17 protein-coding genes and 1 tRNA gene are annotated in these 15,534 nt (G+C 64.5%); 9 read left to right on the forward strand and 9 right to left on the reverse strand.

Going from position 1 to position 15,534, the window contains the following annotated elements:
* Positions 1–7: 7 nt before the first annotated feature.
* The 3 genes from NN5_RS17790 to NN5_RS17800 form a co-directional block, all read right to left on the reverse strand.
* Positions 8–1,408, reverse strand: coding sequence for a peptide MFS transporter (locus NN5_RS17790; RefSeq protein WP_067736389.1), 1,401 nt, complete (start codon positions 1,406–1,408; stop codon positions 8–10).
* A 316-nt stretch (positions 1,409–1,724) separates the two neighbouring features.
* On the reverse strand, positions 1,725–2,837 hold the full coding sequence (aroB, locus tag NN5_RS17795) for a 3-dehydroquinate synthase (RefSeq protein ID WP_067736394.1): 1,113 nt from the start codon (positions 2,835–2,837) through the stop codon (positions 1,725–1,727).
* On the reverse strand, positions 2,828–3,415 hold the full coding sequence (locus NN5_RS17800; RefSeq protein WP_067736397.1) for a shikimate kinase: 588 nt from the start codon (positions 3,413–3,415) through the stop codon (positions 2,828–2,830). Before NN5_RS17800 ends, aroB begins: the two co-directional genes overlap by 10 nt.
* Before the next feature lie 58 nt (positions 3,416–3,473).
* On the opposite strand from NN5_RS17800, the gene NN5_RS25945 reads away from it, so the two are divergent.
* From NN5_RS25945 to NN5_RS17810, 3 genes are read left to right on the forward strand one after another with little or no spacing between them, the layout of a single operon-like run.
* The gene (locus NN5_RS25945; protein WP_157081200.1) at positions 3,474–3,632 is read left to right on the forward strand and encodes a hypothetical protein; all 159 of its coding nucleotides are present in this window, start codon (positions 3,474–3,476) and stop codon (positions 3,630–3,632) included.
* Positions 3,629–5,509 carry a hypothetical protein gene (locus NN5_RS17805; RefSeq protein ID WP_067736400.1) on the forward strand — a complete coding sequence of 627 codons (1,881 nt, stop codon included), beginning with the start codon at positions 3,629–3,631 and terminating at the stop codon, positions 5,507–5,509. The genes NN5_RS25945 and NN5_RS17805 overlap by 4 nt, the downstream gene beginning before the upstream one ends.
* A gap of 7 nt (positions 5,510–5,516) precedes the next feature.
* Positions 5,517–6,410 (forward strand): tyrosine recombinase, encoded by an 894-nt coding sequence (locus tag NN5_RS17810; RefSeq protein ID WP_067736402.1) that lies wholly within the window; start codon positions 5,517–5,519, stop codon positions 6,408–6,410.
* Between the two features lie 107 nt (positions 6,411–6,517).
* Here the strand turns inward: NN5_RS17810 and NN5_RS17815 are convergent, their stop codons facing one another.
* Complete coding sequence (locus NN5_RS17815; RefSeq protein WP_067736405.1) at positions 6,518–6,688, reverse strand: Flp family type IVb pilin; 171 nt, start codon at positions 6,686–6,688, stop codon at positions 6,518–6,520.
* 124 nt (positions 6,689–6,812) lie between these two features.
* Complete coding sequence (locus tag NN5_RS17820) at positions 6,813–7,001, reverse strand: Flp family type IVb pilin (protein ID WP_067736407.1); 189 nt, start codon at positions 6,999–7,001, stop codon at positions 6,813–6,815.
* Positions 7,002–7,097: 96 nt separating this feature from the next.
* On the opposite strand from NN5_RS17820, the gene NN5_RS17825 reads away from it, so the two are divergent.
* Both NN5_RS17825 and NN5_RS17830 read left to right on the forward strand, forming a co-directional pair.
* On the forward strand, positions 7,098–7,532 hold the full coding sequence (locus NN5_RS17825; protein ID WP_067736409.1) for a (deoxy)nucleoside triphosphate pyrophosphohydrolase: 435 nt from the start codon (positions 7,098–7,100) through the stop codon (positions 7,530–7,532).
* A 54-nt stretch (positions 7,533–7,586) separates the two neighbouring features.
* Positions 7,587–7,663: transfer RNA gene (locus NN5_RS17830), tRNA-Arg, on the forward strand.
* A gap of 114 nt (positions 7,664–7,777) precedes the next feature.
* Here NN5_RS17830 and NN5_RS17835 read toward each other — a convergent pair.
* Positions 7,778–9,145 (reverse strand): chloride channel protein, encoded by a 1,368-nt coding sequence (locus NN5_RS17835; RefSeq protein ID WP_067736410.1) that lies wholly within the window; start codon positions 9,143–9,145, stop codon positions 7,778–7,780.
* 181 nt (positions 9,146–9,326) lie between these two features.
* Positions 9,327–9,920, reverse strand: coding sequence for a hypothetical protein (locus tag NN5_RS17840; protein ID WP_067736411.1), 594 nt, complete (start codon positions 9,918–9,920; stop codon positions 9,327–9,329).
* Between the two features lie 198 nt (positions 9,921–10,118).
* On the opposite strand from NN5_RS17840, the gene NN5_RS25950 reads away from it, so the two are divergent.
* The 4 genes from NN5_RS25950 to NN5_RS17855 all read left to right on the forward strand — a co-directional run bounded on the left by NN5_RS25950 (position 10,119) and on the right by NN5_RS17855 (position 14,232).
* A complete protein-coding gene (locus NN5_RS25950) occupies positions 10,119–10,343 on the forward strand; it encodes a hypothetical protein (RefSeq protein WP_157081201.1) in 225 nt (74 codons plus the stop codon).
* A gap of 191 nt (positions 10,344–10,534) precedes the next feature.
* A complete protein-coding gene (locus tag NN5_RS17845; RefSeq protein ID WP_067736413.1) occupies positions 10,535–12,070 on the forward strand; it encodes a phospholipase D-like domain-containing protein in 1,536 nt (511 codons plus the stop codon).
* Positions 12,067–12,675 carry a GTP cyclohydrolase I FolE gene (gene folE / locus NN5_RS17850; protein WP_067736418.1) on the forward strand — a complete coding sequence of 203 codons (609 nt, stop codon included), beginning with the start codon at positions 12,067–12,069 and terminating at the stop codon, positions 12,673–12,675. Before NN5_RS17845 ends, folE begins: the two co-directional genes overlap by 4 nt.
* A 102-nt stretch (positions 12,676–12,777) precedes the next feature.
* The gene (locus NN5_RS17855; RefSeq protein WP_245656593.1) at positions 12,778–14,232 is read left to right on the forward strand and encodes a hypothetical protein; all 1,455 of its coding nucleotides are present in this window, start codon (positions 12,778–12,780) and stop codon (positions 14,230–14,232) included.
* Here the strand turns inward: NN5_RS17855 and NN5_RS17860 are convergent.
* Both NN5_RS17860 and NN5_RS17865 read right to left on the reverse strand, forming a co-directional pair.
* On the reverse strand, positions 14,216–14,896 hold the full coding sequence (locus NN5_RS17860; RefSeq protein ID WP_067736421.1) for an SDR family NAD(P)-dependent oxidoreductase: 681 nt from the start codon (positions 14,894–14,896) through the stop codon (positions 14,216–14,218). The two genes, NN5_RS17855 and NN5_RS17860, sit on opposite strands and share 17 nt — an antisense overlap.
* Positions 14,897–15,049: 153 nt before the next feature.
* A complete protein-coding gene (locus NN5_RS17865; protein ID WP_067736452.1) occupies positions 15,050–15,529 on the reverse strand; it encodes a peroxiredoxin in 480 nt (159 codons plus the stop codon).
* Between the last annotated feature and the right edge of the window lie 5 nt (positions 15,530–15,534).

Below are 15,534 nucleotides of genomic sequence, written 5' to 3' on the forward strand. Positions count from 1 at the left end.
AGGACCGTTATGCCAGCGCAGGCGCATCCTCTTTTATCAGCCGCTTGGCCAGAAACAGCTTGAACGCGGCGAAGCCGATGAAGGCGGCAATGGCTGAGGCGACGTGCAGCAGCCAGAACTGCGTGGTCGGCATCGTTTCGAGAAGCGTGCCGATCTTGCCCACCGCCAGGTTGGCCGCGAAGAACGACAGATAATAGATTCCCACGATGGAGGCGTTCAGAGCCCGCGGTGCGAGGATGGTGAACAGGGCAAGGCTGACCGGCAGCAGGTTTGCAAAGCCGATCGAGTTCACGAGGTGGAACATCACCGGCCAGAACAGTCCGATCTTACCGGAACCTTGCGTGGCGGCTGCGACATAGAGGCACAGGCCGCCGCCGATGATGAAGGCGCAGCCGATGACCATCTTGCCCAATTCGTCCGGCTCCTTGCCGGTCCGCTTGCTGTACCAGGCCCAGAACAAGGGCACCGCCACCAGCATCGAGAAGCTGAGTGTCGCGTCGATGGAGATCATCCAGCTTGTCGGCAATGTGGTGCCGAAGAAGGTGAGCTGGAACTGCTGGTCGGCCCAGACGAGATAGGCGTTGAAGATTTCCTGATTGGTCAGGAGTGACACAGCCATGATGGGCACGAGCACCAGCACCGCGACCAGACGCGGGCCATCGCCGGGTTCAAATCTCGCCCGAGGCTGTTTCGATGCATCACCTCTGGCGGTTTCGGCAGGCAGCCAGGGCCGGGAATAGAGGTAGATCAGCAGGCCCAGGACCATGACCACGCCTGCACAGCCAAAGCCCCAGTGCCAGCCCACTTTTTCCCCCAGCGTGCCGGAAATGAAGGGAGCGATGATCACCGAGACGTTGATGAAGATGTAGAAGATCTGGAACGCCATGGCGCGGCGCTTGTCGTTTGGGCCGTAGAGCTCGCCGACTTGGCTGGCGATATTGCCCTTGAACAGGCCGACGCCGATGACGAGGGCCATGAGCGCGAACAGGAACGCGCCTTCGAAGGCCATCAGGAAATGGCCCAGCGACATGATCAGTCCGCCCGCGATCAGCGCGGCGCGGCGGCCGAGAAACAGGTCGGCAAGAATGCCGCCAAGGATCGGGGTCAGATAGACCGTTGCGGTATAAGTTCCGAAGATTTCGGAGGCGAGGGGCTGGCCTTCCAGGCCGGGGAACACGTGGGTCTTGAGCCAGGCCAGCCCGATCACGCCTTCCTGATGGCCGGGCAGGAGCAGGTACTTCACCATGTAGAGCGTGAGCAGCGTCTGCATCGAATAGTACGAAAAGCGTTCGCATCCTTCGACCAGTCCGAGCAGGCCCAGTCCTTTCGGATGGCCCAGAAAGGCGCGGTCGTCTCGCGCGGCTTCCTCGGGAAAGTCGAGCTCTGGTGTGGCTTCGGCTGCTGTCATGGATTTGGTCTCTCGCGGCCCGTAATTATCTTATGAGTTTGCGTAACACAGATACGTGTGTGCGCAATGTCAGGTTGACGCGGGATCGTCAAATTTTTGGGAAGCGCGGCCGGGAAAATGGCGGCAGGCGCGATCGGCCTGCCGCCAGAGCGCTGCGCCCGGGGATTCTCTGAGGCGCACCGGCTTCTCGCAGGGTTCGCAGGATTTGGACTGCGAGAGACGCGGCTCCCCTTAGAGACGCCTCGTGTGACAGCTGTAGCGATGGGCGCGGCACTCCGGCCCGGATCAGGCACGGCACGGCGAATCCGCAGCGGGATCAGCTTTCGCCCGCAAGCTCCGAGTCGAGGAACGCGGCGACATCGTCGAGCGAAACGTCCTTGGCCAGATAAGTCTGGCCGATGCCCTTCATGAGCAGGAACGGCAGCGTGCCCGCGTCCATCTTCTTGTCATGCAGCATGTGCTTCACGAGCCCCGCGCCGTCGCAATCGAGCCCGAGTGCGGCGAGGCTGGCAGGCAGGCCCACGCTGCCGATATGCTGGGCGACATGTTCGGCGCTGGCGCGCGGCATCAGGCCGAGGTGGGCCGAATAGCGCGCGGCGAGCACCATGCCGAGCGCGACGCCTTCGCCATGCAGAAGACGCGCGGAGAACCCGGTTTCCGCTTCCAGCGCGTGGCCGAAGGTATGCCCGAGATTGAGCAGTGCGCGCCGGCCGGTGGTTTCGAACTCGTCCTCCGCGACGATGCGCGCCTTGGCGGCAACCGAATGCGAAACGGCGTATTCGCGCAGGGTGCTGTCCCCCGCGATCATCTTCGCGCCATTGGCATCGCACCAGGCGAAGAAGTCCGCATCGTCGATCAGCCCGTATTTGACGACTTCGGCATAGCCGGCCAGCAATTCGCGTTCGGGCAGGGTTTCCAGCGCCGAGAGATCGGCGAGGACCAGCGAGGGCTGATGAAACGCGCCGACGAGGTTCTTGCCTGCGGGCGTGTTGATCGCGGTCTTGCCGCCGACGCTCGAATCGACTTGCGCGAGCAGGGTGGTCGGCACCTGGATGAACTTGCAGCCGCGCTTGAGCACGGCGGCGCAAAAGCCGGTGAGATCGCCGATGACGCCGCCGCCCAGGGCCAGGATGTGGTCGCCGCGCTCGACTTCGAGATCGAGCAGCCAGTTCACGGTCGCGGCGAGTTCGTCCCACGACTTGGTCTGTTCGCCCGGCGGCAGGATGCGCCAGTGCGGTTCATGGCCGTTTTCGCGCAGGTTCGTCTCGACCACTTCACCCCACGCGGCATGGACATGGGCATCGGTGATGATCGGCACGCCGCGTTTGCGCAGACGGCCCCGGCAATGGGGCACGAGTTCGGCCAGAAGCCCCGCGCCCACGCGGACTTCATAGGGGCGCCCGGCGATATCGACGGAGATCACAGCCATTGCGAAATTCCTTGCAGGACCTTGTTGATGGTCTGGACGTGCGGCCCGCTGCCGCTGAGCACGTGAATCGGCGCTTGCGAATAATGCGGGCGGCGCTCCTCACGCAGCCGCGTGAGCGTCTCGCGCGGGTCTCCCTGCTTGAGCAGGGGGCGATTGTCCTTGCGGGCGGTCCGCTCGACCAGCGTGTCGATCTCGCTGTCGAGCCATACGGTGATCGCCTTGTCGAGGATGAGTGCGCGCGTTTCCGGGTTGCAGAAGGCCCCGCCGCCCGTCGCAATGACGATCCGGCCGCCCAGTTTCTCGATGCTTTCGCTCATGAGCCGGGCAATCACCCGCCGCTCGCCGTCGCGGAAATAGGGTTCGCCGAAGGTTTCGAAGATTTCCGGGATCGTCATTTGCGCCGAGCGTTCGATTTCCTCATCGGCATCGACGAAGGCGCAGTCCAGAAGCGAAGCCAGCCGCTTACCGACGCTCGACTTGCCGACGCCCATCATGCCCACGAGCACGATCGGGCGGTCCACGCGCCGCGCCAGCTCGGCGATTTCCTGTGCGGAAAAGCGGGTTTGTTGAACGTCCATTGCCCCACCGCCTATAGTTGCGCTAGGTCGCAGCGCAAGCATCGGTGAAGGAAGGCGAGTGACAATCGAAATGCGCGGACGCGGGTTGCTGTGGGTCTTTGCCTTCGCCGTTTCGCTGGCTGCCGTTGCCCTGGGCACCTTCGCGTGGGTCGATGGCGGCCGACGGCCGGTCCGCGATATCGTCATGCCGGTAGCGGTTCCGGAGTTGCCGAAATGAGGGCGGTCTATCTGCTGGCAGGCGCTGCGCTGACACTGACCTCGGTATGGGTGGCGGCACAGGACGCGCCCGAATCGCTGCTTCCCAAAATGTTCCAGGATCCGGCACCGGCTGCATCGCCGCAGCAGCCGCGTCCCGCTCCGGCGCGTCCCGCGGCGGTTCAGACCGCAAGTCCGGCCCGCTCGGAATCGACGCCGGTGGTGCAACCGCTTCCCGGCGCGGCAAACACGCCTGCCGCCGGGGATGACGGCGCGAACAGCGGTTCGGTGCTGAAACGCATTCCGACCCTTGAAGAACTGGCGAAGATGACGCCGGACGACTTCGAGGATCTGCTTGGCAGCAGCGTGGTGTTCGATACGCCGCCGCAGGCGCGCCGCTCGATGGAACGCGCAGGGCTGCTGGATGAAGGTGAAGGCGGACTTCGGGCCGATTCGCTGGCCGGGCAGAACGCCCAGCTGATCGAAACCGTGCTCTCGGGCGACAAGGGTATGCTGGTTTCGCGCTGGGGGCATATTCTCCTGCGCCGGGCTCTCGTGTCGCGCCTGCAACCGCCGGAAGGGATGAGCCCGCAGGACTTCCTGGCGCTGCGCGTCGGCTTGCTGCTCCGTATGGGCGAGACCGATGCCGCGCGCGCCGTGCTGCAGGACATCGACATTGCCGACTATACCCCGGCCGTCGGCAGTGCCGCGCTGGAAGTCTATCAGAAGACGGCCGATTTCACGGGTCTGTGCCCTGTCATGGCGACGCAGGGAAGCCTGCTGGACAGTCCGGAATGGAATGTCGCCAAGACGGTGTGCGAGGCCTTTCGCGGCAACAGCGCCGCTGCGCTCTCCGCGCTCGATCGCGACATGTCGCGCGGGACAATGCCCAAGATCGACCTCCTGCTGGCCCAGCGTTACGCCGGGGCGGCGGGCAAGTCCCGCCGTGCGGTGACGATCGAATGGGATGACGTGCAGACGCTGACGCCCTGGCGCTACGGCATGGCGATCGGTGTCGGGCTCGAACCGCCGGCGCGGTTGATGGATTCGGCGGGGCCGGAATACAGCTACGTGACGGCTCTGGCACCGATGGTCGGGCTGGAGCGCCGCGCGGCTGCTGCTGACCGGGCCGGGGCTGCGGGGATCCTCTCCAACGCCGCCATGGTCGATCTCTATTCGCAGATCTATGCCGATCCGGGCGTGACGGGCGATTGGCAGGACCGGGCCGAAACGCTGCGCGATGCCTATACCCAGCAGGATGCCGGCGCGCGCCTGTCTGCCATGCAGACCCTGTGGAGCGATGCCGGCACGGGGCCGGCACGCTATGCGCGGCAAGTGCTCACGGCGGCCGCTGCGGCCCGTATGCCCGCAAGCCAGGACATGGCCGGCGATGCGGCGCCGCTGATTACCTCGATGCTGTCCGCCGGCTATGACGCGAACGCGATGCGCTGGGCCAGTGTCGTGCCGTCAGGCAGCGAGAGCTGGGGGCTTCTGGCCCTTGCGGCGCCGGGGCAGGCGCCGGGGCAGGCCAAGGCGGTCGACACCGGGGCGCTCGACAAGTTCATCGATGCGGACGAAAGCGCGGACAAGCGCAAGGCGGCTTTCCTGGTGGCCGGGCTTGCCGCTCTCGATCGACTCGGCGCGAACGAGGCCGAGCGCTATTCCAACGACATGACGCTGGGCCTCAGGGACAGCACCCGCTGGACCAGTGCGATCGACAGCGCGGCCCGGCGGGGCGATGCGGCAAGTGTGGTCATGCTCGCCGGTTTCGGTATGCAGGGCACCAACTGGCACCGCATGACGCCCCGCTATCTGTTTCACATCGTCTCGGCGCTCCGCCAGGTTGGGTTCGAGGGTGAAGCGCGCATGATCGCCGCGGAAGCCGTTGCCCGCGCCTGATCGCGCGATGGCGGGTGAAGACCTCGCCGAACGCTTTCTGGCAATGCTGGCGGCCGAGCGCGGCGCTGCGGCGAACACGCTGGCAGCCTATCGCCGTGATCTGGAATCCGCGCGGGACGTTCTGGGCGATCTGGCTTCGGCCGATGGTGAGGCTCTGGCCGGACTGGGGCAGGCCTGGAGCGGACTGGCGGCGTCGAGTCTGGCCCGCAAGTGTTCAGCCTTGCGCCAGTTCTACGGGTTTCTGGTCGATGAGGGGCTGCGCGGGGACGATCCGTCAGGCTCGCTGCCCCGTCCGCGGACCCGCCGGCCGCTGCCGCGCGTGCTCGGGCGCGAGGACGTCGAACGGTTTCTGACACTGGCGGAAGAGGAGGCCCGTTCGGACCGGCCCGAGGCCGTCCGGCTGCTGACCCTGCTGGAACTGCTCTATGGGTCGGGTTTGCGGGCAACAGAACTGGTGTCGCTTCCCGCCGCCGCCGTGCCGCGCGATGCGCCGTTCCTGCATGTGACGGGGAAGGGCGGCCAGCAGCGCATGGTTCCCGTCAGCGGACGGGCGCGTATGGCGCTTTCTCGCTGGCTGGCGGTGCGGCGGGGCAGTTCGAAGTTCCTGTTCCCCTCGACCGGTGCCAGCGGGCACTTGACTCGCGTGCGCCTGTTCCAGCTTCTGCGCGATCTTGCGGTGCGGGCCGGGATCGATCCGTCGCGAGTCTCGCCCCATGTGCTGCGCCATGCCTTCGCCACGCATCTGTTGGAAGGCGGGGCGGATTTGCGGGTGCTGCAGATGCTGCTCGGCCATGCGGATATCGCCACGACCCAGATCTATACCCATGTGGACAGCGCCAGGCTCGTGGCGCTGGTCAATGCGCGTCACCCGCTGGCTGGCAACCGCACGAAGCTGCCGTAACTGTAAGCCGGAGCGACACCCGGCACGCCGGGAAATTCGCTTCGGGCAAAGAAAAGGGGCGGCAGGTTGCCCCGCCGCCCCAATCCTTAAACCGTGTAGGCTTCGACTCAGTTGGTCGCAGCCATGGCCGTCGAGGTCTTCTCGAAGGTCGACTTCAGCTGCGAGCCCATGCCCTGCATGGCGGCGATCGCGGCGACGGCGATGAGAGCGGCAATCAGACCGTATTCGATAGCGGTCGCGCCTTCTTCATTGCGGCGCAGCTTGGCGAGAAACTTCATGATGTGTCTCCTGATGATGCAGTCTAGTGTACCCGGTCCGCCGCGCTTCTTCCTGACTGCTGCGCTTTGGACACTCTGTGACTACGGAAAATATCTTGAGAAAAACTTAAGTCCGAAATGAACCTTATTGGCCGTTGATCGCATTCGACGACTTGGTCGAGACGTCATTCCACATGCCGATGGTTTCATTGGCGAGCCCTTGCATGGCCACGAAAATGACAAGCACGACCATTGCCAGAATGATGCCGTATTCGACGGTCGATGCGCCTTGCGCATCGCGCAGAATGTTCGAAAATCGCCGTAAGCGTGCCATGCCACCCTCTGGTTCGCGCCGGGGTTATTGAAATCCCACGGAGGCGTTAATTAGTTTCTAACGGCATCGATAAAATTGGAAAAATTCTTGACACCTTTGCTCGTCACCGCAGTCGCTCTGATTGAACCGAACAGCACCATTTTGATGCAGCAGCGCCGTTTCACTGCCGTGCATGGAGGCCTATGGGAATTTCCGGGCGGGAAGCTTGAATTCGGCGAAAGTCCTGAAAATGCGGCCATTCGCGAGCTCGAAGAGGAACTGGGAATCCGGATCGATCCCGGCGCGCTGGATGCTGTCGGTTTTGCCAGCGGCCTGACGGCGCCGGTGCCGGAAGGCAGTGAACCGGGGCAACGGCCCCTTGTCATTCTTCTTTACGCTTGCCGCCGATGGCACGGCGTGCCGCAGGCGCATGACGCTGAAGCGATTGCATGGCACAGGCCTGACGCGATCGCTTCGCTGGAGATGCCGCCGCTCGATTACCCGCTTGCGGAGGCCTTGAATCGCTATCTCGGCACATATTCTCGGCGATGAGTTGATATAGGCGTTGACCGCAGCCGAATCCCTTTCTAAAGGCGCACCTCCAACGCGCCCGTAGCTCAGCTGGATAGAGCATCAGACTACGAATCTGAGGGTCGGACGTTCGAATCGTTCCGGGCGCGCCACATCTCCCCGAACAAAAAAGCCCCGCCGGTCAGGCGGGGCTTTTTTGTTCGGGGCGGGCTTGATGCGTCAGCATCTCAGAGCCCCCGGTATTGTCTCCCGGATTATGTTGCGCTTCAGGCCTGCTTTGCGCGCGGTTCGCTGTGCAGGCCAAAGCCGCGCGAAAGGCCGTGATACAGCTTCTCGCGGCAGACCAGTTTGCTGGCGGCATCGGCAATGATGGCCGTGGCGAACAGGGGCAGGATCATGCCCCGGCTGGCGGTCGTTTCCATGAGAATGATGACGGCCGTAAGCGGTGCGCGCACGACGCCGACGAAATAGCCGGTCATGCCCAGCAGGATAACCGCACCCATGGGGTCGTCCGGGAAGCAGTACGTCAGCAGCTGGCCGACGCCGGCTCCGACCGACAGGGAAGGCGCGAAAATGCCGCCTGGGGCGCCAGAGACGGCCGTGGCGGCCGTCACCAGCAGCTTGGCCGGGCCGAACCACGCCGGCGCGCTCTGGTGGCCTTCCACCATCTGCTTGGTCACTTCATAGCCCGTGCCCCAGGTCGTGCCGCCGCTCAGGACACCGACGACCGCAACGATCATGCCGCAGACCAGAGCCAGCAGCACCGGATGCTTGCGGAAGCTGACGAACCAGCCGTGTCCGCTGCGGGCGAAGGCGAGCAGGGTGCGCGAAAACAGTCCGCCGAGCACGCCGCCGAACACGCCTGCCACAGGCGCGACGACTACGACCGAGCTGACGCTCAAAGTGTCGCGCATCACGCCGAAATAGATGTAATCGCCCGAGAGACCCAGGCTGACGAGGCCCGAGATCACGACGGCGCCCATCACGAGCACGGCGACGCGCTGCTCGAAGGCCGCCGCGAGTTCCTCGATGGCAAAGGCGACCCCTGCCAGCGGCGTATTGAAAGCGGCAGCCACACCCGCGGCACCGCCCGCGATCAACACGCCGGCCGTCATCGGCACCCGGAACAGGCGGTGGCATACGATCATGATCGCGGCGGCGACCTGGACCGTAGGACCTTCGCGGCCCACCGATCCGCCCACCAGCAGCATGGCGACTGTCAGCAGGAGCTTGGCGATCGCCGTCGGCATCGAAAGCAGTTTGGTATAGGCAAGGTCCAGATTCCTGCCGGCGGCCATGACTTGCGGAATGCCGGAACCGCGCGCATCGGGTGACCAGCGATTGGTGATCCATACGATGGCGACGAACACCGCGGGGGTCAGGACCAGCGGAACATACGGGTTCTGCGACTGGAATTCGTTGAAGATTTCCTGCGCCTTGTCACCCATCCAGGCGAAGACGATCGCAATCAGGCCCAGCGAAATCGCACCGATGGCCGTCGCCGTGCGGCGGCGCGCCAAATCAATATCGAGGCCGGGAATGGCTTGGAAGGCGGTCTGGATTCGCTCCCGGGAGGTCAAGGTGTTTCCGCTCGCTGCTTTTGGGGATGATGCGCGCCGGAACGCGCAAGGCATTACTGGCGCCCTATTGCGTCAACCCCGCCGCGAAGAGCAAGGCTTTTCCCGAAAAATCTTAACGCAGCGGCAGTGGCTGTTCGGGCAGGACGGCCCGGCAAGCCCCGCAACAGGAAAGGGCCGGAACGACTGCGGTCGTTCCGGCCCTTCCATTATTCGTCTGGGACGATGAGCAGCGGTTTTACTTGCTCGTGCCGTCCGTCGCCGCGGTCTCGCCCGAAGCGGGCGCTGCAGCGTCGCTGCTGGCCTGCGCGGCGGCGCTGGCGCCGGTCTGTTCGGCGAAGGCTGCGGCGGTCAGCCCCAGTGTCAGCGAGTCATTGACGAGGCCGAGATAGGACTTCTTGAGGATGACCGATGCGCCGCTGCTAAGCAGCACGGTCACGTCATCGCCTTCGATCTTGGAAATCGTGCCGAGCACGACGCCGTCGCTGCTCTTGATCGGCGCGTCGACGACCATGGCGGCTTCCTTGGCCGCGCTGGTTTCTGCCTTGGCGCCGTTCACGGCCGCTTCGAGCTGGGCCTTGGTCATGCCGATGGTCAGGCCCTTTTCGCGCATGGCGAAAGAGCCGGCGGGCAGGCCGGCGCGGGCGGCGCCGGTGTTGACGGTGATCACACCGTTCTGCACGGATTCGACCGTACCCACCTCGTTTCCTTCGGGGCCGTAGACCTTGGCTCCCACCGTCGGGGCGACGGCTGCGGCAGCATCCTGCGCCGATGCGGCAACAGGGGCCAGGCTCGCAGCTGCAATCGCGGCGGCGATGAGGGATTTTTTCATGTCGTACTCCTCTTCGGTGCGGGACCTGGGCGTGATCCCGTAACATGCCCCCCGTCACATGCGGGAGGACTCGAAAGGTGGTCCGGGGCAACAGGCCCGGACGGCGACCCGGCCCGGTGGACCGAGGTGTGTTCGCTGGCGTGAAGCACGCGTTACGATGCGAACAGGTTGGTGCGACGATTACGCGCCTGTAACCGAATGGCTGCTGAACGGAGTCAGATCAACGGTGAAATGACAGTTTTCCGCGCTGGCTCGCACAATTTTTGTGCAATGCGGCAGAATTTGCCGATGTGGATGCGCCTTTACGTTGTCTTCGAAGGGGGAGGCGCCCGGATCAGCCATGATTTTGGTACGCTCTGCGGCAGCCCGCCGAATCCCGGCATTGCGGAACCGATCGGCGCTGATCTTCCGGCAGGATCATAAGGTGGCGACGGGCGTGGATCGCCTCGTAACCGGACAGCTCCCCGGCGATCTGCATCATTTTTGGGGTGCCGAGGCGATAGCGTATTCGCACCTGCAGAAGTCAAGAGCGCTGACCCCATGACGGGTACTGGAAGGGCATAGACCCTATCGGGGGTTGATCCGGGGAAGTGACTGATCCAGCAAGGCAAACGATGGATGACAAGCAAAGCGAAGGGGCCGGACGTGGCATCGGGGCTCCCGAACCGGTCTGGCGCTATGCCATGGCCCGGCGCGCTTATCTTGCCATCGATGCGGCCGAATACTTCGGGATCATCCGCGAAGCGATGGATCTGGCGCAGCAGCGCATTTTCCTGATCGGGTGGGATTTCGATTCGCGAATCCTGCTGCCGTCCGGGCGGCGCTGGTGGCAGCGCGGCCGCAAGACGCGCTTTCCGGCGAGGCTGGGGTCCTACATCCTGTGGCTGGTCAAGCGGAACCACGCTCTCGAAGTGCTGCTGCTCAAGTGGAACTTCGCCATGGTGAAGTACCTGTTCCGGGGCACCATGCTGTACGATCTGGTGCGCTGGTTCCTGCGCAAGCGGATCGATTTCAAGTTCGATTCGGCCCATCCGGTGGGATGCAGCCATCATCAGAAGATCGTGGTGATCGATGACGTGTTCGCGGCTTGCGGCGGAATCGACATGACGTCCGAGCGCTGGGACACGCCGGAGCACTTGCCCCGCGATCCGCGCCGGCACCGGCCCTCGGGTGGGCTCTACGGACCCTGGCATGACGTGACCATGGTGATGGACGGCGATGTCGCGATAGCGCTGGGGCAACTGGGGCGCGACCGCTGGCGGACGGCCGGCGGGCGTGTGGTGCAGCCGTGCGCGCCGCAAGAGGCCAGTCCCTGGCCGGAGGATCTCGAGCCCGAGTTCGAGAATGTCGAGATCGGCATTGCCCGCACCAGTGCGAAATACGGCAATTTGCCGCAGATCTGCGAGATCGAGCAATTGTTCGTCGAGCAGATCCGGAGGGCCCGGCGCTTCGTCTATATCGAGACGCAGTACTTCGCGTCGCGTGCGATTGCCGAAGTGATCTGCGAACGCCTGCTCGAACCCGATCCGCCCGAGTTCCTCGTGGTCAATCCGCTTTCGGCCCATGGCTGGCTGGAACAGGTGGCAATGGACACCGCGCGTGTGGAGCTTCTGGAAACGCTGCGCCATGCCGATCATCGGGGGCGTTTCCGCATCTATCATCCGCTCGCCAGCGACGGCACGCCGATCTATGTCCACGCCAAGCTGATGATCGTCGACGACGCGATCCTGCGGGTGGGCTCCGCGAACATGAACAACCGGTCGATGGGGCTCGACAGCGAATGCGATGTGTTTATCGATGCCGCGCGGCCTGCCAATGGCCATGCGGGGCCTGCGATCTCCCGCCTGCGTATCAGGCTGCTGGCGGAGCATTGCGGGGCTAGCGAGGAAACCGTCCGCAATGGAATCGACCGCCACGGATCAATGGCGGCCATGATCGATTCGCTGTCCGTTTCGGGCAAGCATCTGGAACCCTTGCCCTTGAAACATCTCTCGGAAGCTGAAAGAGCGCTCGGCACAAGCGGTTTGCTCGATCCGGAACGCCCCGGCGAAATGTTCGAGCCGATCGAGCGGCGCGGGTTGTTCCGGCGCAAGGGGCAACTCATGCGTATGCGCCTGATGCAGAGATTGAGAAGGAGTATGAAGGGATGAGCAGCCTGGACGGTCCCGACGAAGACAATCCGCTCGGCAAGCCGCCCGTACCGGAGGATGTGCAGGATGCTATCCGCACGCTGATTCGCTGGGCCGGCGACGATCCGGCGCGCGAAGGGCTGATCGATACGCCCAAGCGCGTGGCGCGGGCCTGGCTGGAATATTGCCAGGGCTATCAGGAAGACCCGGCGATCCACCTCAGCCGCATCTTCGAGGAAGTGGGCGGCTATGACGAGGTCGTGCTGCTCAAGGACATTCCGTTCCAGTCTCACTGCGAACACCACATGGCGCCGATCATCGGCAAGGCGGCGATTGCCTATCTGCCGCGCGATCACGTGGTCGGCATTTCCAAGCTGGCGCGCGTGCTGCACGGCTATGCCCGCCGCCTGCAGATCCAGGAGCGCCTGACGGCCGAAGTCGCCCAGTGCATCTGGGACAACCTCAAGCCGCACGGCGTCGCGGTGGTGATCGAGGCCAGCCATGCCTGCATGACCGCGCGCGGTGTGCGCACGCCGGGCGTGGGCATGATTACCAGCCGGATGATGGGCACGTTCCTGGAGGACGATCGCAGCCGCAAGGAAGTGCTCAGCCTGATGGGCTATTGAAAGCCTGCGGACATTTGTTGAAGACCTTTGTATAAGTCCCTGACTTCGCGGCGCCATGTCATGATCTGAAGTGACTCGCGCCGCTTTTCTGGAAGCGGGTGAGTGCAGGGGACGTTCGTGCAGGACGAGGATCAGCCGCGATCGGAGCTTGGCGGAGCGCCGCGTTATTCCTGGCTGTTCGCTCTGGTGCCGGCGGCCATGCTGCTTGCGCTGCTGGCGCGGCGGGTCTGGGACGTCGACATTTTCTGGCAGCTCAAGCTGGGCGAACTGATTCTGGCCCGCCACGGCCCGGTTGATACCGAACCGTTCTCCGCACTGCATCTGGGCGAGCCGCTGACGACGATCTGCTGGCTGGGCCAGGCAGTGATGGCGCAAGTGCGGCTGCTTGGGGGCTGGGGGTTCCTCAGGGTCTTCGATGCGCTGTGTTGGCTCGGCGGCCTCTGGGCTCCGGCTGCGGCCTGCCGCGCGCGGGGGGCGAAGCTCGATGCCATCATGCTGGCGCTGTTGCTGGCCTTCTTCACCGCGTTCCATGTCGCCAGCATCCGGCCGCAGAGCTTTGCGGTGCTGTGTTTCGGCCTGCTTCTGGCCTTGAGGCGGCTCGAACCGGGGCTGCTCTGGACCGTCATTCTGGGCACGCCGCTGCTGGTGCTCTGGCAGAACCTCCATCCTTCGGTGAGCGTCGGCGTGGTGGCGATGGGCGCCTCTGCCGTGCCGGGCTGGCTTGGCTGGCTGCGGGATCGCAAGGCCGGCGCGCCGTGGGCGCCCACGGTTCTGGTGCTTATCGGTTGCGCGGCGATCTTCGCCACGCCCGATGGCCTGTCGGTGCTGGAGATTTCCGCCCGCAATGCCGAATCCAGCATGGCGATCGGCGCCAGCGAGTGGCTGCCTTTGTGGTTCCCGGCCAACCGGATCAATGCCATGCCGATCGCGGTTACGGCGCTCTCGACGCTGCTGCTGGTGCTGCGCCACCGTGATCGCACCGATGCCGGAGAATTGATGGCGGCACTTGCACTGCTGCTCCTGACGGTCACGGCCTATCGCTTCGTGCTGTTCTGGGCGGCAGCGATGGTGCCGGTGATTGCCCGTGCCGCGTCAGATCGCGGCGAGCCCGCCCGGTTGCCGCGCTGGGCTATCGCCGGCCCCGTGGTTCTGGTTGCCCTGCTTGGCCCCGTACTGCTGCCGACGCGGTTTGTGCCCAGCATCCCGCTGGACGCTCTCGCAAGGCTCCGGCAGGAGAACCTGCGCGGCACCGTCTATGGCGATTTCCCGTTTGGCGGCGCGATCATCGACCGGGGCTACCCGGCATGGCGGGTCGCCTACGATGGCCGGTACTACCGCTATTCAAGCGACGAGTGGAAATACAACGGCGGGATTGAAAACGGCTTCGTTCCGCTTGTCGATGTGGTGCGCAAATGGCGGCCGGTGGCCTTCGTCCTCAATGCGAATCACAACGCCCCGCTCGCGCAGGATCTCGCCCGCAGCCGCAAGTGGCGGCGGATCTATGCGCGCGAGGGGATCGTCGTTTACGTGCCGGCGAGGATCAGGCCCCGCGCGTGACGGGAAGCAGCGCGCCACTGACCGAGCGTGCACTGTCCGAGGCCAGAAAACCGATGACGTCGGCAATGGCGGCAGGCTGGACCCAGGCCGAAAAGTCCGCATCGGGCATGTCGGCGCGGTTGGTGGGGGTGTCGATGATGCTGGGCAGCACTGCGTTTACCGTCACCGTGGTTCCGGCCAGTTCCTCTGCCAGCGCTTCGGTCAGCCGGTGCACGCCGGACTTCGAGGCCGCATAGGCGCCCATGCCCATGCCGGCCTTGACGGCCGCGCCCGCGCCGATGTTGACGATGCGCCCGGCAGCGGACTTCTTGAGCTCGGGCAGGGCGAGCTGGGTGATTGTCGCCGCCGTCATCAGGTTCATCGTGTGCATTTTCGCCCAGGACCCGATCGAGCCGCCTTCCAGCGTTTCCCAGATGAAGCCGCCCGCCACATTGACCAGAATGTCGATACCGCCATGCGCCGCGGCGACCTTGTCTAGCGCGGCCTTTGCCGCATCTGCATCGGTCAGGTCCACGCCGCCGATGTCCAGCGCGCCGGCGAGAGGCGCCCTGGCTTCCGGTGCGAAATCGATCCGCGCCACTTTGTCTCCGGCGGCGGCGAAATAATCCGCGACGGCTTGTCCCAGAACACCGAAACCACCCGTGACGATAACCGAACGTGTCATGACATCTCCCCCTTTTGAAACAACGCTAACGGTGCCTGGCCGGACGGGCAAGCGCATGGGCTGCGCCAATGCTCCGCCGGTGGAGCCGTGAACAGGAAAAGGGCGGCCTTTCCGAAGAAAGACCGCCCTTTCCGCAAATCTGGATGCTGGCGCTTAGAGCTGGCCGAGCATGTATTCCGCCGCGCTGACTTCGAAAGTGCCCGGCGCTTCGACGTTCAGCGTTTCGACGACACCGTCGTTGATTACCATCGAAAAGCGCTGGCCGCGGCTGCCCATGCCAAAGCCCGAACCGTCCATGACAAGACCCACGGCCTTGGCGAAATCGCCATTGCCGTCGGCCAGCATGGTGACGTCCGAAGACCCGGCGGCCTTGCCCCAGGCGCCCATCACGAAGGCGTCGTTGACGGCGGTGCAGACGATCTCGTCGATGCCCTTGGCTTTGAGTTCGCCAGCCTTTTCAACGAAACCGGGAAGATGCTTCGCGGAGCAGGTCGGGGTGAAAGCACCGGGGACCGAGAACAGCGCGACCTTCTTGCCGGCAAAATAATCGGCGGTCTGGATCGGCTCGGGGCCGCTTTCGCCAGCCTTCATCAGCTTGACGTCGGGCAGCTTGTCTCCAACGGCGATGGTCATGGAAT

It is taken from the genome of Novosphingobium naphthalenivorans NBRC 102051 (genome assembly GCF_001590985.1).
Taxonomy (GTDB): domain Bacteria; phylum Pseudomonadota; class Alphaproteobacteria; order Sphingomonadales; family Sphingomonadaceae; genus Novosphingobium; species Novosphingobium naphthalenivorans.